The sequence below is a fragment of the Streptomyces sp. Tu6071 genome (genome assembly GCF_000213055.1).
GTDB lineage: Bacteria > Actinomycetota > Actinomycetes > Streptomycetales > Streptomycetaceae > Streptomyces > Streptomyces evansiae.
This window is the reverse complement of sequence record NZ_CM001165.1, coordinates 2,095,711-2,112,256: the sequence shown is the minus strand read 5'-3', so window position 1 is coordinate 2,112,256 and position 16,546 is coordinate 2,095,711. Positions and strand designations below refer to the sequence as shown.

9 protein-coding genes and 1 pseudogene are annotated in these 16,546 nt (G+C 73.6%); 7 read left to right on the top strand and 3 right to left on the bottom strand.

The genetic code is table 11. From position 1 onward, the window contains the following. Window positions 1–37 precede the first annotated feature (37 nt). Window positions 38–301 (top strand): DUF6191 domain-containing protein, encoded by a 264-nt coding sequence (locus STTU_RS08480; RefSeq protein WP_007821785.1) that lies wholly within the window; start codon window positions 38–40, stop codon window positions 299–301. Between the two features lie 47 nt (window positions 302–348). Here STTU_RS08480 and STTU_RS08475 read toward each other — a convergent pair whose 3' ends face one another. Together STTU_RS08475 and STTU_RS08470 are read right to left on the bottom strand one after the other, a co-directional pair. Next, window positions 349–1,536, bottom strand: coding sequence for a PQQ-dependent sugar dehydrogenase (locus tag STTU_RS08475; RefSeq protein ID WP_007821783.1), 1,188 nt, complete (start codon window positions 1,534–1,536; stop codon window positions 349–351). 354 nt (window positions 1,537–1,890) lie between these two features. Then, entirely contained in the window at window positions 1,891–2,997 is a 1,107-nt protein-coding gene (locus STTU_RS08470) for an aldo/keto reductase (RefSeq protein ID WP_007821781.1), read from the bottom strand. A 108-nt stretch (window positions 2,998–3,105) separates the two neighbouring features. Here STTU_RS08470 and STTU_RS08465 point away from each other — a divergent pair, with 108 nt between their 5' ends. The 6 genes and pseudogenes from STTU_RS08465 to serA all read left to right on the top strand — a co-directional run bounded on the left by STTU_RS08465 (window position 3,106) and on the right by serA (window position 14,613). After that, a complete protein-coding gene (locus STTU_RS08465) occupies window positions 3,106–4,059 on the top strand; it encodes a 2-hydroxyacid dehydrogenase (RefSeq protein ID WP_007821780.1) in 954 nt (317 codons plus the stop codon). Between the two features lie 510 nt (window positions 4,060–4,569). Then, window positions 4,570–7,371: pseudogene (locus tag STTU_RS08460) on the top strand (putative bifunctional diguanylate cyclase/phosphodiesterase); the annotation flags it as partial. Window positions 7,372–8,962: 1,591 nt separating this feature from the next. Then, window positions 8,963–10,843 (top strand): acetolactate synthase large subunit, encoded by a 1,881-nt coding sequence (locus STTU_RS08455; RefSeq protein WP_043257214.1) that lies wholly within the window; start codon window positions 8,963–8,965, stop codon window positions 10,841–10,843. Between the two features lie 27 nt (window positions 10,844–10,870). Beyond that, window positions 10,871–11,395 carry an acetolactate synthase small subunit gene (ilvN, locus tag STTU_RS08450; protein WP_009068835.1) on the top strand — a complete coding sequence of 175 codons (525 nt, stop codon included), beginning with the start codon at window positions 10,871–10,873 and terminating at the stop codon, window positions 11,393–11,395. A 271-nt stretch (window positions 11,396–11,666) separates the two neighbouring features. Further along, window positions 11,667–12,665 carry a ketol-acid reductoisomerase gene (gene ilvC / locus STTU_RS08445; protein ID WP_007821766.1) on the top strand — a complete coding sequence of 333 codons (999 nt, stop codon included), beginning with the start codon at window positions 11,667–11,669 and terminating at the stop codon, window positions 12,663–12,665. A 352-nt stretch (window positions 12,666–13,017) separates the two neighbouring features. Then, window positions 13,018–14,613, top strand: a complete 1,596-nt coding sequence (gene serA / locus STTU_RS08440; RefSeq protein ID WP_007821764.1) for a phosphoglycerate dehydrogenase — start codon at window positions 13,018–13,020, stop codon at window positions 14,611–14,613. A 269-nt stretch (window positions 14,614–14,882) separates the two neighbouring features. On the opposite strand, the gene STTU_RS08435 is transcribed toward serA, so the two are convergent. After that, window positions 14,883–16,517 carry an MFS transporter gene (locus STTU_RS08435; RefSeq protein WP_007821762.1) on the bottom strand — a complete coding sequence of 545 codons (1,635 nt, stop codon included), beginning with the start codon at window positions 16,515–16,517 and terminating at the stop codon, window positions 14,883–14,885. Window positions 16,518–16,546 lie beyond the last annotated feature (29 nt).

Sequence of the window (16,546 nt, the reverse complement as noted above, 5' to 3'; positions counted from 1 at the left end):
GCAGAGCGGGCACCCTGCCCGAGGCGGGAGGCCCACCGTGTTCAGCGCGTTCGACATGCTCTTCAATCCCGGCCGCAAGCACACCGACGACGAGCGCAGCCGCCTGGAACTCACCCGTGAGGACGTCGGCGACGGCGACCCCGGCCACGGCCCCATCGACCTGCGCTCCGGCAAGGTCACCGTCCGCGTCGCGACGAGCGGCCTCGTCCCGCCCACCACGGAGAACACCCCCGAGGAGACCCTCGACCCGCCGGCCCCCGAGCCGCGCGCGGTGACGGACCCGGGAGTCTGGCGGATCTGAGGACCGGACCGCCGCCACGCGCCGGTGCCCGCGGGCGGCCCGGCGCGTCACTTCACGCGCAGTTCGAGGATCTTGTCGTCCCCCTTCGACGGGGTGCCGCGCGAATCGGTCTCGTTGGTGAGCAGCCACAGCTTGTCGCCGCCCGCCGCGACGACGGCGCGCAGCCTGCCGTACTCGCCCTTCAGGAACGCCTGCGGCTTCGCGGCGGCCTCGGTGCCCTTGAGCGGTACGCGCCACAGGCGTTCGCCGCGCAGCGAGGCGAGCCACACCGAGCCCTCGGCCCACGCGACGCCGCTCGGCGAGGCGTCGGCCGTCCTCCACTGCTCCAGCGGATCGGTGAAACCGGACTTGCCCGCCTTGCCCTCCGCGTCGGGCCAGCCGTAGTTCTTGCCCGGCTCGACGAGGTTCAGCTCGTCCCACGTGTCCTGGCCGAACTCGGAGGCCCACATGTGCTTCTCCGGGTCCCACGCGAAGCCCTGCACGTTGCGGTGGCCCCAGGACCACACGGGCGAGTCGGGGTCGGGGTTGCCGCGCGCGGGGGTGCCGTCCGGGTTGACGCGCAGGATCTTGCCCGCCAGTGACCCGCGGTCCTGGGCGAGGCCGCGGTCGCCGGTCTCGCCCGTGCCGATGTAGAGCATCCCGTCGGGGCCGAAGGCGATCCTGCCGCCGTTGTGCGTCACGCCCTTCGGGATGCCGCGCAGGACGGTGCTCGGCGCGCCGAGCCGCTGCCCGGCGGGCTTCTTCGCGTCGTAGAGCATCCGCGCGACGCGGTTGTCCGACGCGGTCGTGAAGTACGCGTACACCAGGTGGTCCGTCGCGAAGCCGGGCGAGACCGCGAGCCCGAGCAGGCCGCCCTCGCCCTCGTGCACGACGCCCGGCACCGTCCCGGCGAGGGTCTTCTTGCCGGACCCGGTGTCGACCTGGAGGATCTGGCCGTTGTCCCGCGAGGAGACGAGCAGCCCGTCCTCGGGCAGCGGCGCGAGCGCCCACGGCGCCTTGAGGCCCTCGGCGACGGTGCGTACTACGTCGACCGAGCCCTTCGCGGGCGCCGCCGACGCGCTCGCCGACGCCGTGCCCCGGGGCGCGCCGCTCGCCCCGGAGCCGCTGCTCGCCGCGCCGGAGGGGGTCGCGTCCCGGATCGGGTCCCACGAGCCGTCGGAGCCGGAGGAGCAGCCCGCGAGCAGCAGGACTCCCGCGGTGGCCAGCGCGGCGCGGGTAAACGGAATGCCTCGCACGAAACGGTCCTCTCGGTCGGGCTCGCCCGGTCACGTCCACACGACGCGTTCCCGCGCCGGCTCCCAGCATGACGGCGCGGGACGACTGACGGGGCGTCGCGCGCCGCACGCGTCGCGCGGGGGGACGCGTGCGGCGAATACGGGGCCGGGTCGCGTGGGTGACGTCGCGGGGTACGCGACGCGCGTCCGCACGCGGCGTCTCCCGTACGCGACGTGTCGCCGCCCACGCGACCCAAGCCCGTACGCGACGTGCCGCCGCCCTGCGACCCGCCGCCCCTACGCGTCGCCCCCCGACCCGCCGCCCCTACGCGCCGCCCGCGCCCCCGGCCTGCCGCCCCGTCACCCGCCGTCCCCTCATCCCCACGCGTCCCAGCTCTCCCGTGCCCGCGGGAGCGCGGCTATCTCGCGCAGGTCGTTCTCGTCGAGGCGCAGCGCCGACGCCGCGGCGTTCTCGGCGGCGAAGGGGGCGCGCTTCGTGCCGGGGAGGGCGACGACGCGCGGGTCGGCGGCGAGGACCCAGGCGAGGGCGACCTGCGCGACCGTCGCGCCGTGGCGCGCGGCGACGCGGCGCAGGCCCGCGACGACGGGCTGGTTGGCGGCCATCATCTCCGCCGTGAATCGCGGATGCCTGGCCCGTACGTCGTCCGGCTCGAAGCCCTGGCCGGGGGTGAGCGTCCCGGTGAGGTAGCCGCTGCCCAGCGGGCGAGCCGCGAGGAAGCCGACGCCGCGCGCCACACACCACGGCAGCAGTACCCGCAGCGCCTCGGGCGACCACACCGACAGCTCCGCCTGCACCGCGCTCACCGGGAACACCTGCTGCACCCGCTCCAGGACCCGCACCGTCGGCGCGTACGGGGCCTCACGCGGCGCCGCGAGCACGCCGCGCGCCGTCCGCACCGTCACGCCCCCCTCGCGCGACGTGCCCCCGCGCGAGGCGGCACCCCCGCGCGCGGCGTCGCCCCGTACCGTCGCGTCGCGCACCGCCCGCGCGTCGTGCGCGCACAGGCCGAGCGCGCGGACCTTTCCCGCCGCGACGAGTCCGGCCATCGCGCCCCACGTCTCCTCGACCGGCACCTCGGGGTCGGCGCGGTGGAGCTGGTAGAGGTCGATGACGTCGGTGCGCAGCCGGCGGAGCGAGGCGTCGCAGGCACGCCGCACGTACTCGGGGCGGCCGTTCGCGACGAGGTGCCCGTCGCCCACGAGCAGCCCGCACTTCGTCGCGAGCAGCGCCTCCTCGCGCCGCGTGCCGAGCGCCCGCGCGAGCAGCAGCTCATTGGTGAAGGGCCCGTACATGTCGGCCGTGTCGAAGAGCGTCACGCCGTGGTCGAGAGCGGTCCGCACCGTCCGCTCCGACTCGGTGCCCGAGCGCTGCGAACGCGTGTAGGCCCAGCTCATCGGCATGCAGCCGAGACCCACAGCCCCCGCGCGCAGTGCCCCGGAGCCGACCGTCCTGCGCTCCACCTGGTCTTTCCTCCCCGCCGCACGTACGCGCACCAAATTAACCGCAGCGCCTCGCGCGCCCCGCCCCGCCCTCCCCGGGGCCCCTCGGCGGTCGTTAGCCTCCTGACCATGACAGGCGATGTGTGGCTCCCCTATCCGGCCGATCAGATCCCGGGACTGCCCGGCGAGAAGGAATCGGGACTGACGTACCGCTGCTGGGACGGTGCGGAGACGTTCCCCGCCGACCCCGCCGACTGCGTGTTCTACGTCGTGCCCTACCTGAGCGGCACCGACGTCGCGCTGCGCCCGCTCCCCGCCATGGAGGCCGTGCGCGTCGTGCAGACGCTCTCGGCGGGCACCGACAACGTCGCGCCGGGCGTCGCCAAGCTGCGCGAGGGCGTCGTGCTGTGCAACGCGCGGGGCGTCCACGAGGCGAGCACGGCCGAACTCGCCCTCACGCTCACCCTCGCCTCGCTGCGCGGCATTCCGCGCTTCGTCGAGGGGCAGCGCGTGGAGGAGTGGCGGTCGGGCTTCTACCCGGCGCTCGCCGACCGGACGGTGCTCATCGTCGGGTACGGGTCGATCGGCGCCGCGATCGAGGACCGGCTCACACCCTTCGAGTGTGCGCGGGTCCTGCGCGTCGCGCGCTCCGCGCGTGCCACGGAGCGCGGTGACGTGCATCCGCTCACCGCGCTGCCCACGCTGCTGCCCGAGGCCGACGTCGTGATCCTCTCGACGCCGCTGACCGAGCAGACCCGCGGTCTCGTCGACGCGGAGTTCCTCGCGCGGCTCAAGGACGGCGCGCTGCTCGTCAACGTCGCGCGCGGTCCCGTCGTCGACACGGACGCGCTCCTCGCCGAGGTCGGTACGGGGCGCCTGCGCGCGGCGCTCGACGTCACGGACCCCGAACCGCTCCCGGAGGGCCACCCCTTGTGGCACGCGCCCGGCGTCCTCATCAGCCCGCACGTCGGCGGCTCGACCTCCGCCTTCGAGCCCCGCGCGAAGCGGCTCCTGGCGCGCCAGCTCACCCGCTTCGCCGCGGGCGAACAACCGGACAACATCGTCCTGACGGCGCGCGGCTGAAACCTGGGTCCTCCCCGGGGAGCGGCGCCGCGATACCCCCCGCGTCCCTGCCGTCCCTCCCGCCCGCGCCGTCCCCGTGCGGGCGTGCTTGTTCCGTTCCGGCCCCCCGTGGGTGGTTTTCGCCCCACCATGGGCCGGGAACGGAACCAGCGGACCCGGCTACCGGCACGTACCGCGCACGGATCGCCCCGTACCGTAGGCGATGCATCCGGATAGTCACAGAGAGTAGAGAGACTATGTCGCTCTGTGACGGTTCTGGTGTATCGTCGGCGCAGGGGTGCCGTCGCGGACGGTGACGGTGCCGGGGACGAGCCGCCGGGCGGCCGGGCCGAGGACGCCGGAGACAGGGACACCGAGGGGGCGACGGGGCATGCGGGGCCTTGAGACACGGCAGCCGAGCACGTACGGGGCACGGCCCACACAGCGCGGCGGACACGAGCCGCTGCCCGGTCGCGCCACTTCCTGCCGCCCCACCGGACGGGTGCTCATCCCGCCCACGGGAGCGGTCCGGTGAGCGCGCGCCAGGCCGTGCGCGCCGCGAGCCCCGGTGAAGACGCGAGGCCCGGTGAGGAAGCGAGCCCCGGGAAACGCGGGAGCGGGCGCCCCGCCCCCGGCCTCGTGGGGCAGATCCTGCTCGTCCTCCTCAGCGCCGGGTACGCGATCGGCGCGGTGCTCGGCTGGGGCTCGCCCCGGGTCGCCGCCTTCATGGGCGACTTCGGGCTCAGCCTCGCCGGGCTCGTCGCCTGCGTCTCCTGCGTCCTCTACGCGCGCCGCAGCCGCACCCGCTTCCGGCCCGCCTGGCTCCTCTTCGCCTTCTCCTCGGTGATGGCGGCGGGGGGCAACGCGGTCTGGGGCTGGTACGAGGTCGTCCTCCAGCAGAGCGTCCCCGTCCCCGGCCTCGCCGACCTCTTCTTCCTGCTCTTCGCGCCACCGGCCATCGTCGGTCTCCTCGTGCTCGCCAAACGGCCCGTCACCCGCGCGGGCTGGGCCTGCCTCGCGCTCGACTCCTGGCTCATCGGCGGCTCGCTCCTCACGCTCTCCTGGAGCCTCGCCCTCGCCCACACGACGCAGTTCCGGGGCGAGAGCGTGCCCCGCGCGGCGCTCTCGCTCGCGTACCCGCTCCTCGACATCGCGCTCGTCTCGATGGTGCTCGCGCTGCACTTCAAGCGCTCGTCCGCGGGCAGGTTCGCGATCAACACGGCCGTCGGCGCCTTCGCCCTCACGGTGCTGTGCGACGCGCTCTTCACCTCGCCGCTGCTGCGCGACAGCTACCGCTCGGGGCAACTCCTCGACGCCGGCTGGTTCGCGGGCTCGCTCCTCCTCGCGTACGCGCCCTGGGTCCGCTCCACGCGGCGCGCCCCGGCCGAGGAACCGGTCAGGACATCACCCGATGCGCGTGCGCGCACCAGCACCTTCGCCGCGCTCACCCCGTACCTCGCCGCCGCCGTCTGCACCCTCGGCCTCCTCTACAGCGCCGTCAACGCGCCGAGCGTCGACCGCGTCGTGCTCATCACCGCCTGCACCGTCGTGCTCGCCCTCGTCCTGCGCCAGGGCATCATGCTCGTCGACAACATCGCCCTCACACAGGAACTGGCGCACAAGGAGGAGCACTTCAGGTCGCTCGTCCAGGGCTCCAGCGACGTCATCATGATCGTCGCGCCCAGCGGGGTGCTGCGGTACGTGAGCCCGGCGGCGAGCGGCGTCTACGGGCGCGAGGCGGAGTCCATGCTCGGCTGCGAACTCGCCTCGCTCATCCACCCCGAGGACCTCGGGCAGGTCGTCCACGAGATCCGCCGGTTCCTCGCCGCCGACCCGGGGGCCGAGCCCACGACACGCATCGAGTGCCGCTTCAAGTCCGGCTGCGGCGACTGGCTCAACGTCGAATCCACCGTCAACCGCCTGCACGGCGGCCTCATCCTCAACAGCCGCGACGTCACCGAACGCGTCCGCCTCCAGGCCCAGCTCCAGCACAACGCCGAGCACGACCCGCTCACCGACCTCCCCAACCGCGCCCTCTTCACGCGCCGCGTGCGCCGGGCGCTCAAGGGCCGACGCACCGGCGACACCGGGGTCGCCGTGCTCTTCATCGACCTCGACGGCTTCAAGGGCGTCAACGACTCCATCGGCCACCAGGCGGGCGACGAACTCCTCGTCCAGGCCGCCCGCAGGCTCCACGAGTCGGTGCGCTCGGGGGACACCGCGGCCCGCCTCGGCGGCGACGAGTTCGCCGCGCTCATCGTCGGCGACGGCAGCCGCGACGTCGCGGCCCGCGAGCAGCAGATCAAGGACCTCGCCGAACGGCTCCGCGTCGCCCTCTCGCTCCCGTACACCATCGAGGGCCAGGAGGTGCGCATCGCCGCGTCGATCGGCGTCGCCTTCGCCGAGAACGGCCTCGGCGCGGGCGAGTTGCTGCGCAACGCCGACCTCGCGATGTACCGCGCGAAGGGGCTCGGCAAGGACCGCGTCGAGCTGTACGTCCCGCAGCTCCAGACCGAGGCCGCGCGCCGCACCGCGCTCGCCGGGCGGCTGCGCACCGCCCTCGACGAGGGCGAGTTCGCGCTGCTGCACCAGCCCGTCGTGTGCCTCCACACGGGCGCGGTCGACGTCGTCACGGCCGAGGCGCGCTGGCGCTCGGCGCAGGGCATCCTCTTCACGCCGGAGGAGTTCCTGCGCGGCCCCGGCGACGGCGAACGCGGCGGGGCACTCGGCCGCTGGCTGCTCGGCGAGGCCGTCGCCCAGGCCGCCGAACGCCGCGGCGAGGGCCATACGACGCCCGTCTCGGTACGGCTCGGGGCCCGCGCCCTGCTCGACCGTGCCACCCCGCTCACCTCCGTCGAGGCGCTGCTCACGCGGTACGCGCTGCCCGCGGGCGCCCTCCAGATCGCGCTGCGCCTCGACGACCCCCGCGTCCCGCTCGAAGCCCTCGAACGGCGGCTCAACGTGCTGCGCAGGCTCGGCGTACGCATCGGGCTCGACGGTTTCGGCGCGGGGCACGCCACGATCGAGGCGCTGCGCCGCCTCCCCGTCGACGCGCTCACCCTCGACCGCGGTCTCGTCGGCGGCGTCGTCGACTCGGCCCGGCACTACAAGATCACCGCCGGGGTGCTGCGGATCGCCACCGACCTCGGCCTCTACACCGTCGCCGAGGGCGTCGACCGCGCCGAACAGGTCACCGTCCTCCAGGCGCTCGGCTGCACCCACGCGCAGGGCCTCGCCTTCTCCGGACCGCTCGACGAGCACCGGCTGCGGCGGGCCCTCGCGCACGGCAGCTACCCCCTCCCGGGGCGGCGTCCCGAGCCGGTACGGGCCGCCGCTGCCGCCCGCCCCTCGCTCAACGCCCTCGCACGTCCCGTACGGCACACGAGCGCCGCGCACCTCACGGGCACCGTGCCCCTCGTCCCCACCGCCGTCCCCGTCCAGGTCCGCCCCACGCACACGACCCGCACCCCGCCCGGGGGCGCTCCTGTGGCCGCCCGCCCGGGTGCTCAGCGCTCCGCGCACGCGCTGCCCGAACTCGTCGCCGAGGCGGCGCCTCGCCTCACCGGGACGCCCTGGGACGACCACGCGGGGCGGGCCGGGGTGCCGGACGCGGGCGCGCGGGACCACCTGGCCGGGGCGACGGGCACGGCCACCGTGATCGACGCGGCGCCGGGCGTGGTGACGGTGGGTGGGGGAGTCACGGCGGCCGAGGCGGCGGTGGCGGAGGCGGTGGCCGGGCAGGAGGCCCACGAGTCCGGCGGGATCTACACGGGAACCGCGGCGCTGGCGCCGGGGGAGCCGTGGGGAACGCCCGCGGGGCAGGGAACGGGTTCCTCGGGCCACGTGATCCCCGTGACGGCGACGGAGCTGCGCGCGGCGCTGGCGGAGGCGGGCGCGGACACCTCGACGTCCGCGACCTTCCCCTCGGCGGCCACCGCGTCCCCAGGGACCCCCTCCCCGGCGGCCCCGTCCCCAGCCGCCTCGTCCACGGGGCTCACGTCCCCAGCCGCCTCGTCGACGGCGTTCGCGTCCCCAGCCGCCCCGTCCACGTCCTCCCCGGCCCCGGCCGCCGGGATCGTCCCTCTCCAGCCCTCCGGTCCCGGGGAGGGGGAGGCGGCGCCGCCTCCGCCCGTGTCCGCGCTCACGGCCTCGGGGCTCGGTGTCGTGCAGCCTGTCCGCACCTGGCCCGCCACCGGCGCACGGCCGCCCGTGGTGCCGGTGGTCCTCGTGCCGGGCGTGCTGCCACCGGGCCTCACCGAGGCGGTCACGGCCGCCGGGACCGGCCTGGCCGCGCTCCTCGGCAAGCGGCCCGGAGAGCGGCGCGGCGGCGCCCGTACCGCCGCCGAGGGAGCGGGCACCGTGCAACCGGACGCCTCCGCGCCCCCGCAGTAACCCGGCCCCGGGGCGCCCGTGCGACGCCCCCCGTCGCACCGCCCCCGCGCCCCCTGCCCGCGCACCCCGCGGCGGCGGGACGCACCACCCCGGGCGCCCCCCCCGCCGCCGCTCCCCGCCACCTCCCGCCCCCACCGTCCGCATCCTGGTACGTGGCCTTCACCACTCCCGGGCCGCCGCCCCGCCCCGCCCGGGTCAAGTGCCCCGCGTGGCGGGATCGGCGGGTCCGTACCGCAACCCCTCCGGTGACCACATCGTGAGATCTCCATCCCATCGGCTTGACAGTTGACAGCCGCTGGGAGGAGGGTCACTGCCATGCGCACCCGAATTCTCGTACTTGGACAGCGCGTCGGCTGAAGCCGGAGAACGAACTCCGGCACCCGCACCGACGCGCTCCCCTCGCTTGCCACCCGGCACGAGGGGTTTTTTGTTGCACAGGTGCCCGCCGGACCGGCCCCCACCGCCGCGCGAACCACCACGAAACGCACCCGCCCACCCGTACCGAGAACTCAGCACCGAGAAGAGAATGCCGATGACCGAGCAGGCCACCGGGGCCCCGCATCCGCAGCCGCGGCCCCGTTCCGGCGGACAGCAGTCCGGACACGTCGAGCGCGTGACGGGTGCGCAGTCCCTCATCCGCTCCCTTGAAGAGGTCGGGGCCGACACGGTCTTCGGCATCCCGGGCGGCACGATCCTCCCCGCGTACGACCCGATGATGGACTCGACGCGCGTGCGGCACATCCTGGTGCGCCACGAGCAGGGCGCGGGCCACGCCGCGACCGGCTACGCGCAGGCCACCGGCAAGGTCGGCGTCTGCATGGCGACCTCGGGGCCCGGCGCGACCAACCTCGTCACGCCGATCGCCGACGCCAACATGGACTCGGTGCCCCTCGTCGCCATCACCGGGCAGGTCGCCTCGGCCGCCATCGGCACGGACGCCTTCCAGGAGGCGGACATCGTCGGCATCACCATGCCGGTCACGAAGCACAGCTTCCTCATCACCAAGGCCGAGGACATCCCGCACGCCATCGCCGAGGCGTTCCACATCGCCTCGACCGGCCGCCCCGGCCCCGTCCTCGTCGACATCGCCAAGGACGCCCTCCAGGCCGACACGACGTTCAGCTGGCCGCCCACCCAGGACCTGCCCGGCTACCGCCCCGTGACGAAGCCGCACGCCAAGCAGATCCGCGAGGCCGCCCGGCTCATCAGCGCCGCCAAGCGGCCCGTGCTCTACGTCGGCGGCGGCATCCTGAAGGCGGGCGCGACCGCCGAGCTGAAGGTCCTCGCGGAGCTGACCGGGGCCCCCGTCACGACGACGCTGATGGCCCTCGGCGCCTTCCCCGACAGCCACCGGCAGCACGTCGGCATGCCCGGCATGCACGGCAGCGTCACCGCCGTCACCGCGCTCCAGAAGGCCGACCTCATCGTCGCGCTCGGCGCCCGCTTCGACGACCGCGTCACCGGCAAGCTCGACAGCTTCGCGCCACTGGCGAAGATCGTGCACGCCGACATCGACCCCGCCGAGATCGGCAAGAACCGCACCGCCGACGTTCCGATCGTCGGTGACGCGCGGGAGGTCGTCGCCGACCTCGTGCAGGCCGTCCAGAGCGAGCACGCCGCGGGCAACAAGAGCGACCTGACGCCGTGGTGGACCGACCTCGACCGCTGGCGCGACACGTACCCGCTCGGCTACGAGCAGCCCACCGACGGCACCCTGTCGCCCCAGCAGGTCATCGAGCGCATCGGCACCCTCGCCCCCGACGACACGATCTTCACCGCGGGCGTCGGCCAGCACCAGATGTGGGCCGCGCACTTCATCGAGCACGAGAAGCCCGCGACGTGGCTCAACTCCGGCGGCGCCGGGACGATGGGCTACGCGGTCCCCGCCGCGATGGGCGCCAAGGCCGGACAGCCGGGGCGCACCGTGTGGGCGATCGACGGCGACGGCTGCTTCCAGATGACCAATCAGGAACTGACCACCTGCGCCCTCAACAACATCCCGATCAAGGTCGCCGTCATCAACAACGGCGCCCTCGGCATGGTGCGCCAGTGGCAGACCCTCTTCTACAACCAGCGCTACTCGAACACGGTCCTGTCCGGTGACCCCACCGGCACCGACACCGCCGTGCCCGGCCAGCGCGACGCCGCGCCCCGCCCCGCGGGCACGCGCGTCCCCGACTTCGTCAAGCTCGCCGAGGCCATGGGCTGCGTCGCCCTGCGCTGCGAGGACCCGAGCGAGCTGGACGCGGTGATCGCGAAGGCGAACTCCATCAACGACCGCCCCGTGGTCGTTGACTTCATCGTCCACCAGGACGCGATGGTGTGGCCCATGGTCGCCGCCGGCACGTCCAACGACGACATCATGGCCGCCCTCGGGGTCCGCCCCGACTTCGGCGACGCCGCCGACGACTGAGACGGAAGAGCAGAAACGCACATGAACATGTCCAAGCACACGCTCTCCGTCCTGGTGGAGAACAAGCCGGGCGTCCTCGCCCGCATCACCTCCCTCTTCTCCCGCCGCGGGTTCAACATCGACTCGCTCGCGGTGGGCACCACCGAGCACCCCGACATCTCCCGCATCACCATCGTGGTCAATGTCGAGGAACTCCCCCTGGAACAGGTCACCAAGCAGCTCAACAAGCTGGTCAACGTCCTCAAGATCGTGGAACTGGAACCCGGTTCCGCGATCCACCGGGAGCTGGTCCTGGTGAAGGTCAGGGCCGACAACGAGACCCGTTCGCAGATCGTCGAGATCGTCCAGCTCTTCCGCGCGAAGACCGTGGACGTCTCGCCGGACGCCGTCACGATCGAGGCGACCGGCTCCAGCGACAAGCTGGAGGCCATGCTGAAGATGCTCGAACACTTCGGCATCAAGGAACTCGTCCAGTCCGGCACCATCGCCGTCGGGCGCGGCGGACGGTCCATCACCGACCGCTCCCTGCGCGCCCTGGACCGCAGCGCCTGAGACGGCGGAGCGGCGCACGGCCGGCCCACACCCCGGAGCCCCCGCCGCCGCACCCCGCCCCTCGGACGCACCGCCTCTCGCGCGCGACCCGCGCCGGCGGCCCGCCCAGGACGCACCCCGCGCGTGACCCGCGCACAGGTCTCCTTCGCACCACCCCGTCTCGCCCCGCGCGCCGGTCCCCGCCGGCGTTCGTATCCCGAGACCCGAGCACACACCAGACGGACCCCGCCGTACGGTGGGACGCACCATCCGCACACAAGGAGATAAACCAGTGGCCGAGCTGTTCTACGACGACGACGCAGACCTGTCCATCATCCAGGGCCGGAAGGTCGCGGTCCTCGGATACGGCAGCCAGGGGCACGCGCACGCGCTCTCGCTGCGCGACTCGGGCGTCGACGTGCGGGTCGGTCTGCACGAGGGCTCCAAGTCCAAGGCGAAGGCCGAGGAGCAGGGCCTCACCGTCCTGACCCCCGCCGAGGCGAGCGCCTGGGCCGACGTGATCATGATCCTCGTGCCGGACCCGATCCAGGGCAAGATCTACGAGGAGTCCGTCAAGGACAACCTGAGCGACGGCGACGCCCTCTTCTTCGGCCACGGCTTCAACATCCGCTTCGGCTTCGTCAAGCCCCCGGCCGGTGTCGACGTCTGCATGGTCGCCCCCAAGGGCCCCGGACACCTCGTGCGCCGCCAGTACGAGGAGGGCCGCGGCGTCCCGTGCATCGCGGCCGTCGAGCAGGACGCGACCGGCAAGGCGTTCGACCTCGCCCTCTCGTACGCGAAGGCTATCGGCGGCACCCGCGCCGGCGTCATCAAGACGACCTTCACCGAGGAGACCGAGACCGACCTCTTCGGCGAGCAGGCCGTGCTGTGCGGTGGCACCGCGGCGCTCGTCAAGGCGGGCTTCGAGACCCTCGTCGAGGCCGGTTACCAGCCGGAGATCGCCTACTTCGAGTGCCTGCACGAGCTGAAGCTCATCGTCGACCTCATGTACGAGGGCGGCCTGGAGAAGATGCGCTGGTCCATCTCCGAGACCGCCGAGTGGGGCGACTACGTCTCCGGTCCGCGCATCATCACGGACCAGACCAAGGCCGAGATGAAGAAGATCCTCGGCGAGATCCAGGACGGCAGCTTCGCCAACACCTGGATGAAGGAGTACGAGGCCGGCCTGCCGAAGTACAACGAGTACAAGAAGGCCGACGAGGAGCACCTCTTGGAGACCACCGGCAAGGAGCTGCGCAAGCTCATGAGCTGGGTCGACGAAGAGGTCTGAGCCCCCTGCCCGCCGCAGGGCGGGCGCGACGACGACGGGGGCCGGGCGACCGGTCCCCGTCGTCGTACGGGAGCACGGGAAGTACGGAAAACACGGGGGACACCGGGGGAGCACGGGAGGGCGGCGGCCCGGCGCGAGGCACCCGAAGCGGACGTACGTGCTATGGACACGTGGTCCAATCCCGAACGGGTGAACCCTCCGTACGGGCGGATTGAGCCCCCTCGTTCACCACTACACTGCACTTCCATACGCGTCAGGCCCACAGTGTCGTGCGTCTTCCACGCGGCCAGAACCCCCTCCACCGCATGCGGCCGTCGGGACGGCCGTCCGCATAGGACTTGTGAGGACACACGTGAGCGCGCAAGACAAGCCTGTCGTACTGATCGCCGAGGAACTCAGCCCCGCCACGGTCGACGCCCTCGGCCCCGACTTCGAGATCCGTCACTGCGACGGCGCCGACCGGGCCCAGCTCCTCCCGGCCCTCGCCGAGGTCGACGCGGTGCTGATCCGCTCGGCGACGAAGATCGACGCCGAGGCCGTGGCGGCGGCGCCGAAACTCAAGGTCGTCGCCCGCGCGGGCGTCGGCCTGGACAACGTCGACGTCTCCGCCGCCACCAAGGCCGGCGTCATGGTCGTCAACGCCCCCACCTCGAACATCGTGACCGCGGCCGAGCTGGCCTGCGGGCTCCTCATCGCCACGGCGCGCAACATCCCGCAGGCGAGCCAGGCGCTCAAGGGCGGCGAGTGGAAGCGCTCGAAGTACACGGGCGTCGAGCTGGCCGAGAAGACCCTCGGCGTCGTCGGCCTCGGCCGCATCGGCGTCCTCGTCGCGCAGCGCATGTCCGCGTTCGGCATGAAGGTCGTCGCGTACGACCCGTACGTGCAGCCCGCGCGCGCCGCGCAGATGGGCGTCAAGCTCCTCACGCTCGACGAGCTCCTCGACGTCGCGGACTTCATCACCGTGCACCTCCCCAAGACCCCCGAAACGCTCGGTCTCATCGGCGACGAGGCGCTGCACAAGGTCAAGCCCTCGGTGCGCATCGTCAACGCCGCGCGCGGCGGCATCGTCGACGAGGAGGCGCTCGCCTCCGCGCTCAAGGAGGGCCGCGTCGCGGGCGCCGGGCTCGACGTGTACACCAAGGAGCCGTGCACCGACTCGCCGCTCTTCCAGTTCGACCAGGTCGTGTGCACCCCGCACCTCGGCGCCTCGACCGACGAGGCCCAGGAGAAGGCAGGCATCGCCGTCGCGAAGTCCGTGCGCCTCGCGCTCGCGGGCGAACTCGTCCCCGACGCGGTCAACGTGCAGGGCGGCGTCATCGCCGAGGACGTCAAGCCGGGCCTGCCGCTCGCCGAGCGCCTCGGCCGCATCTTCACCGCCCTCGCGGGCGAGGTCGCGGTCCGTCTCGACGTCGAGGTCTACGGCGAGATCACGCAGCACGACGTCAAGGTGCTCGAACTCTCGGCGCTCAAGGGCGTCTTCGAGGACGTCGTCGCGGAGACCGTGTCGTACGTCAACGCGCCGCTCTTCGCGCAGGAGCGCGGCGTCGAGGTCCGCCTGACGACCAGCTCGGAGTCCCCCGACCACCGCAACCTCGTGACGGTGCGCGGCACGCTCGGCGACGGCGGCGAGGTCGCGGTCTCGGGCACGCTCGCCGGTCCCAAGCACCTCCAGAAGATCGTCGCGATCGGCGAGCACACCGTCGACCTCGCCCTCGCCGACCACATGGTCGTGCTGCGCTACGCCGACCGTCCCGGCGTCGTCGGCACCGTGGGCCGCGTCCTCGGCGAGTCCGGCATCAACATCGCGGGCATGCAGGTCTCGCGCGCCGAGGAGGGCGGCGAGGCCCTCGCGGTCCTCACGGTCGACGACTCGGTCCCGGCGGACGTCCTCGCGGAGGTAGCGCAGGAGACCGGCGCGACGTCGGCGCGGGCGGTCGACCTGACCTGACCCGGCCGAGGCGCTCCGCCGCGCCTCCCGCACGGAGTGCGAAGGGCCCGCTTCCTCCCGCCTGACGGTGGCGGGGGAGCGGGCCCTTCGGCGTGCGGATCCCTTTCGGGCGTCCCGTGGTGCGGGCGGGGGCGTCGTGCGGGGGGCCTGTGCCTGTACGGGCGTGGACCGCGTACGAGGAGCGGGCGTCGGCGGGGGTGGGCCCGTACGGGTGCGGGTCGCTGGTGGGGCGGGGCCCGTACGGGGTGCGGATCGCGGACGAACCGGGATCACGCGTCTTCCGGCAGCGGCGGTACGGGCGCGGGGCCGGCCTCGCGCGGTACGGGGACCGGGGCGGCGTCGGACGCGGGCCCGGTGTGGGCGGCCTTGTCCCCGTCCGTTCCCCTGTCGCGCAGGGTGAGCACGGCGCCGGCCGCGCAGAGGACGAAGAGCGCGGCGCACGTCCAGGCGGCGACGTGCATCCCGGAGACGAAGGCGTCGCGTGCGGCGCGCAGGAGCGCGGCGCCCCGCTCCCCGCCGAGGAGCGTGGCGTGGGCGACGGCGCCGCCGAGGGTCTCGCGGGCGCTGTCGGGGAGGCCGCCCTGTCCGGCGTCCGTGACGTGGGCGCGGTAGAACGTCGTGGCGAGGGAGCCGAGGGTCGCGAGGCCGAGCGCGCCGCCGAACTCCTGGCCCGTCTCCCACAACGCCGAGGCGGTACTGGCGCGTTCGACGGGGACGGCGCCCATCGCGAGGTCGGTGAGCTGCGACAGCGCCGTCACGATACCGACCGCGAGCAGCCCGGCGGCCGTCAGGACGAGGGCGAGCGAGTCGGTGCCGAGCAGCCCGAGCACCGCCATGCCGCTCGCGCTCAGCAGGAACCCGGCGGCGACGACGCGACCGCGCGGGACGCCGCGCTGCACGAGCGCCGTGACGACGGGGGCCGCCGCACCGATCGGCACCGAGGGCACGAGGCTCCACAACGCGGCCTGGAGGGCGCTCAGTCCGAGGACCGACTGGAGGTACTGCGTCGTGAAGAAGGAGGAGCCCATCATCCCGAAGGCGGCGAGCGTGCCGAGGACGAGCGCGCCCCGGTAGCCCCGGACCTTCAGGAGCGCGGGCGGCACCATCGGGCGCGCGGTGGTGCGCTGCCTGCGGACGAAGAGGACCAGGAAGACGAGCCCGGCGGCGAGCGCGAGGGCGTAGGAGGGGCGCATCCCGTTGCCGGGGATTTCCTTGAGCGCCCACACCAGGGGCAGGACGGCGGCGAGCGACAGCGGCACGCTCGGCAGGTCGAACTTCCCGCCCTCGGGGTCGCGGTACTCGGGGATGAGCAGGGGCGCGAGGATCAGCAGCAGGAGCATCGCGGGCAGGTTCACGAGGAAGACGGAGCCCCACCAGTAGTGCTCCACGAGGACGCCGCTGACGACCGAGCCGAGCGCGATACCGCCCGTCAGAACGGCCGTCCACGCGCCGATCGCGCGGGCCCGCTGCTTCGCGTCCCGGAAGAGGACCCGGATCAGGCCCATCGTCGAGGGCATGAGCGTCGCGCCGCCGACGCCGAGCACGGCGCGCGCGGCGATCAGCATCTCGGGGCTCGTCGCGTACGCCGCCGCCGCGCTCGCCGCGCCGAACGCGGCGGCACCGCACAGCAGCAGCCTGCGGCGCCCGATCCGGTCGCCGAGCGAGCCCATCGTGAGGAGGAGCCCGGCGAGCAGGAAGCCGTAGACGTCGTAGATCCACAGTTGCTCGGTACCGCTCGGAGCGAGGTCGGCGTTGATGGCGGGGACCGCGAAGAAGAGGACGGAGGTGTCCATCGCGACCATGAGGAGGGCGAGGAGGAGGACGGTGAACGCGGCCCACTCGCGGCGCCCCGCACGGGGTGCCGGTGCGGGGCGGTGGTCTGCGGCGAGGTGTTCTGAGGTCATGGGAAGGACGCTAAAGAGGATCTGTACGG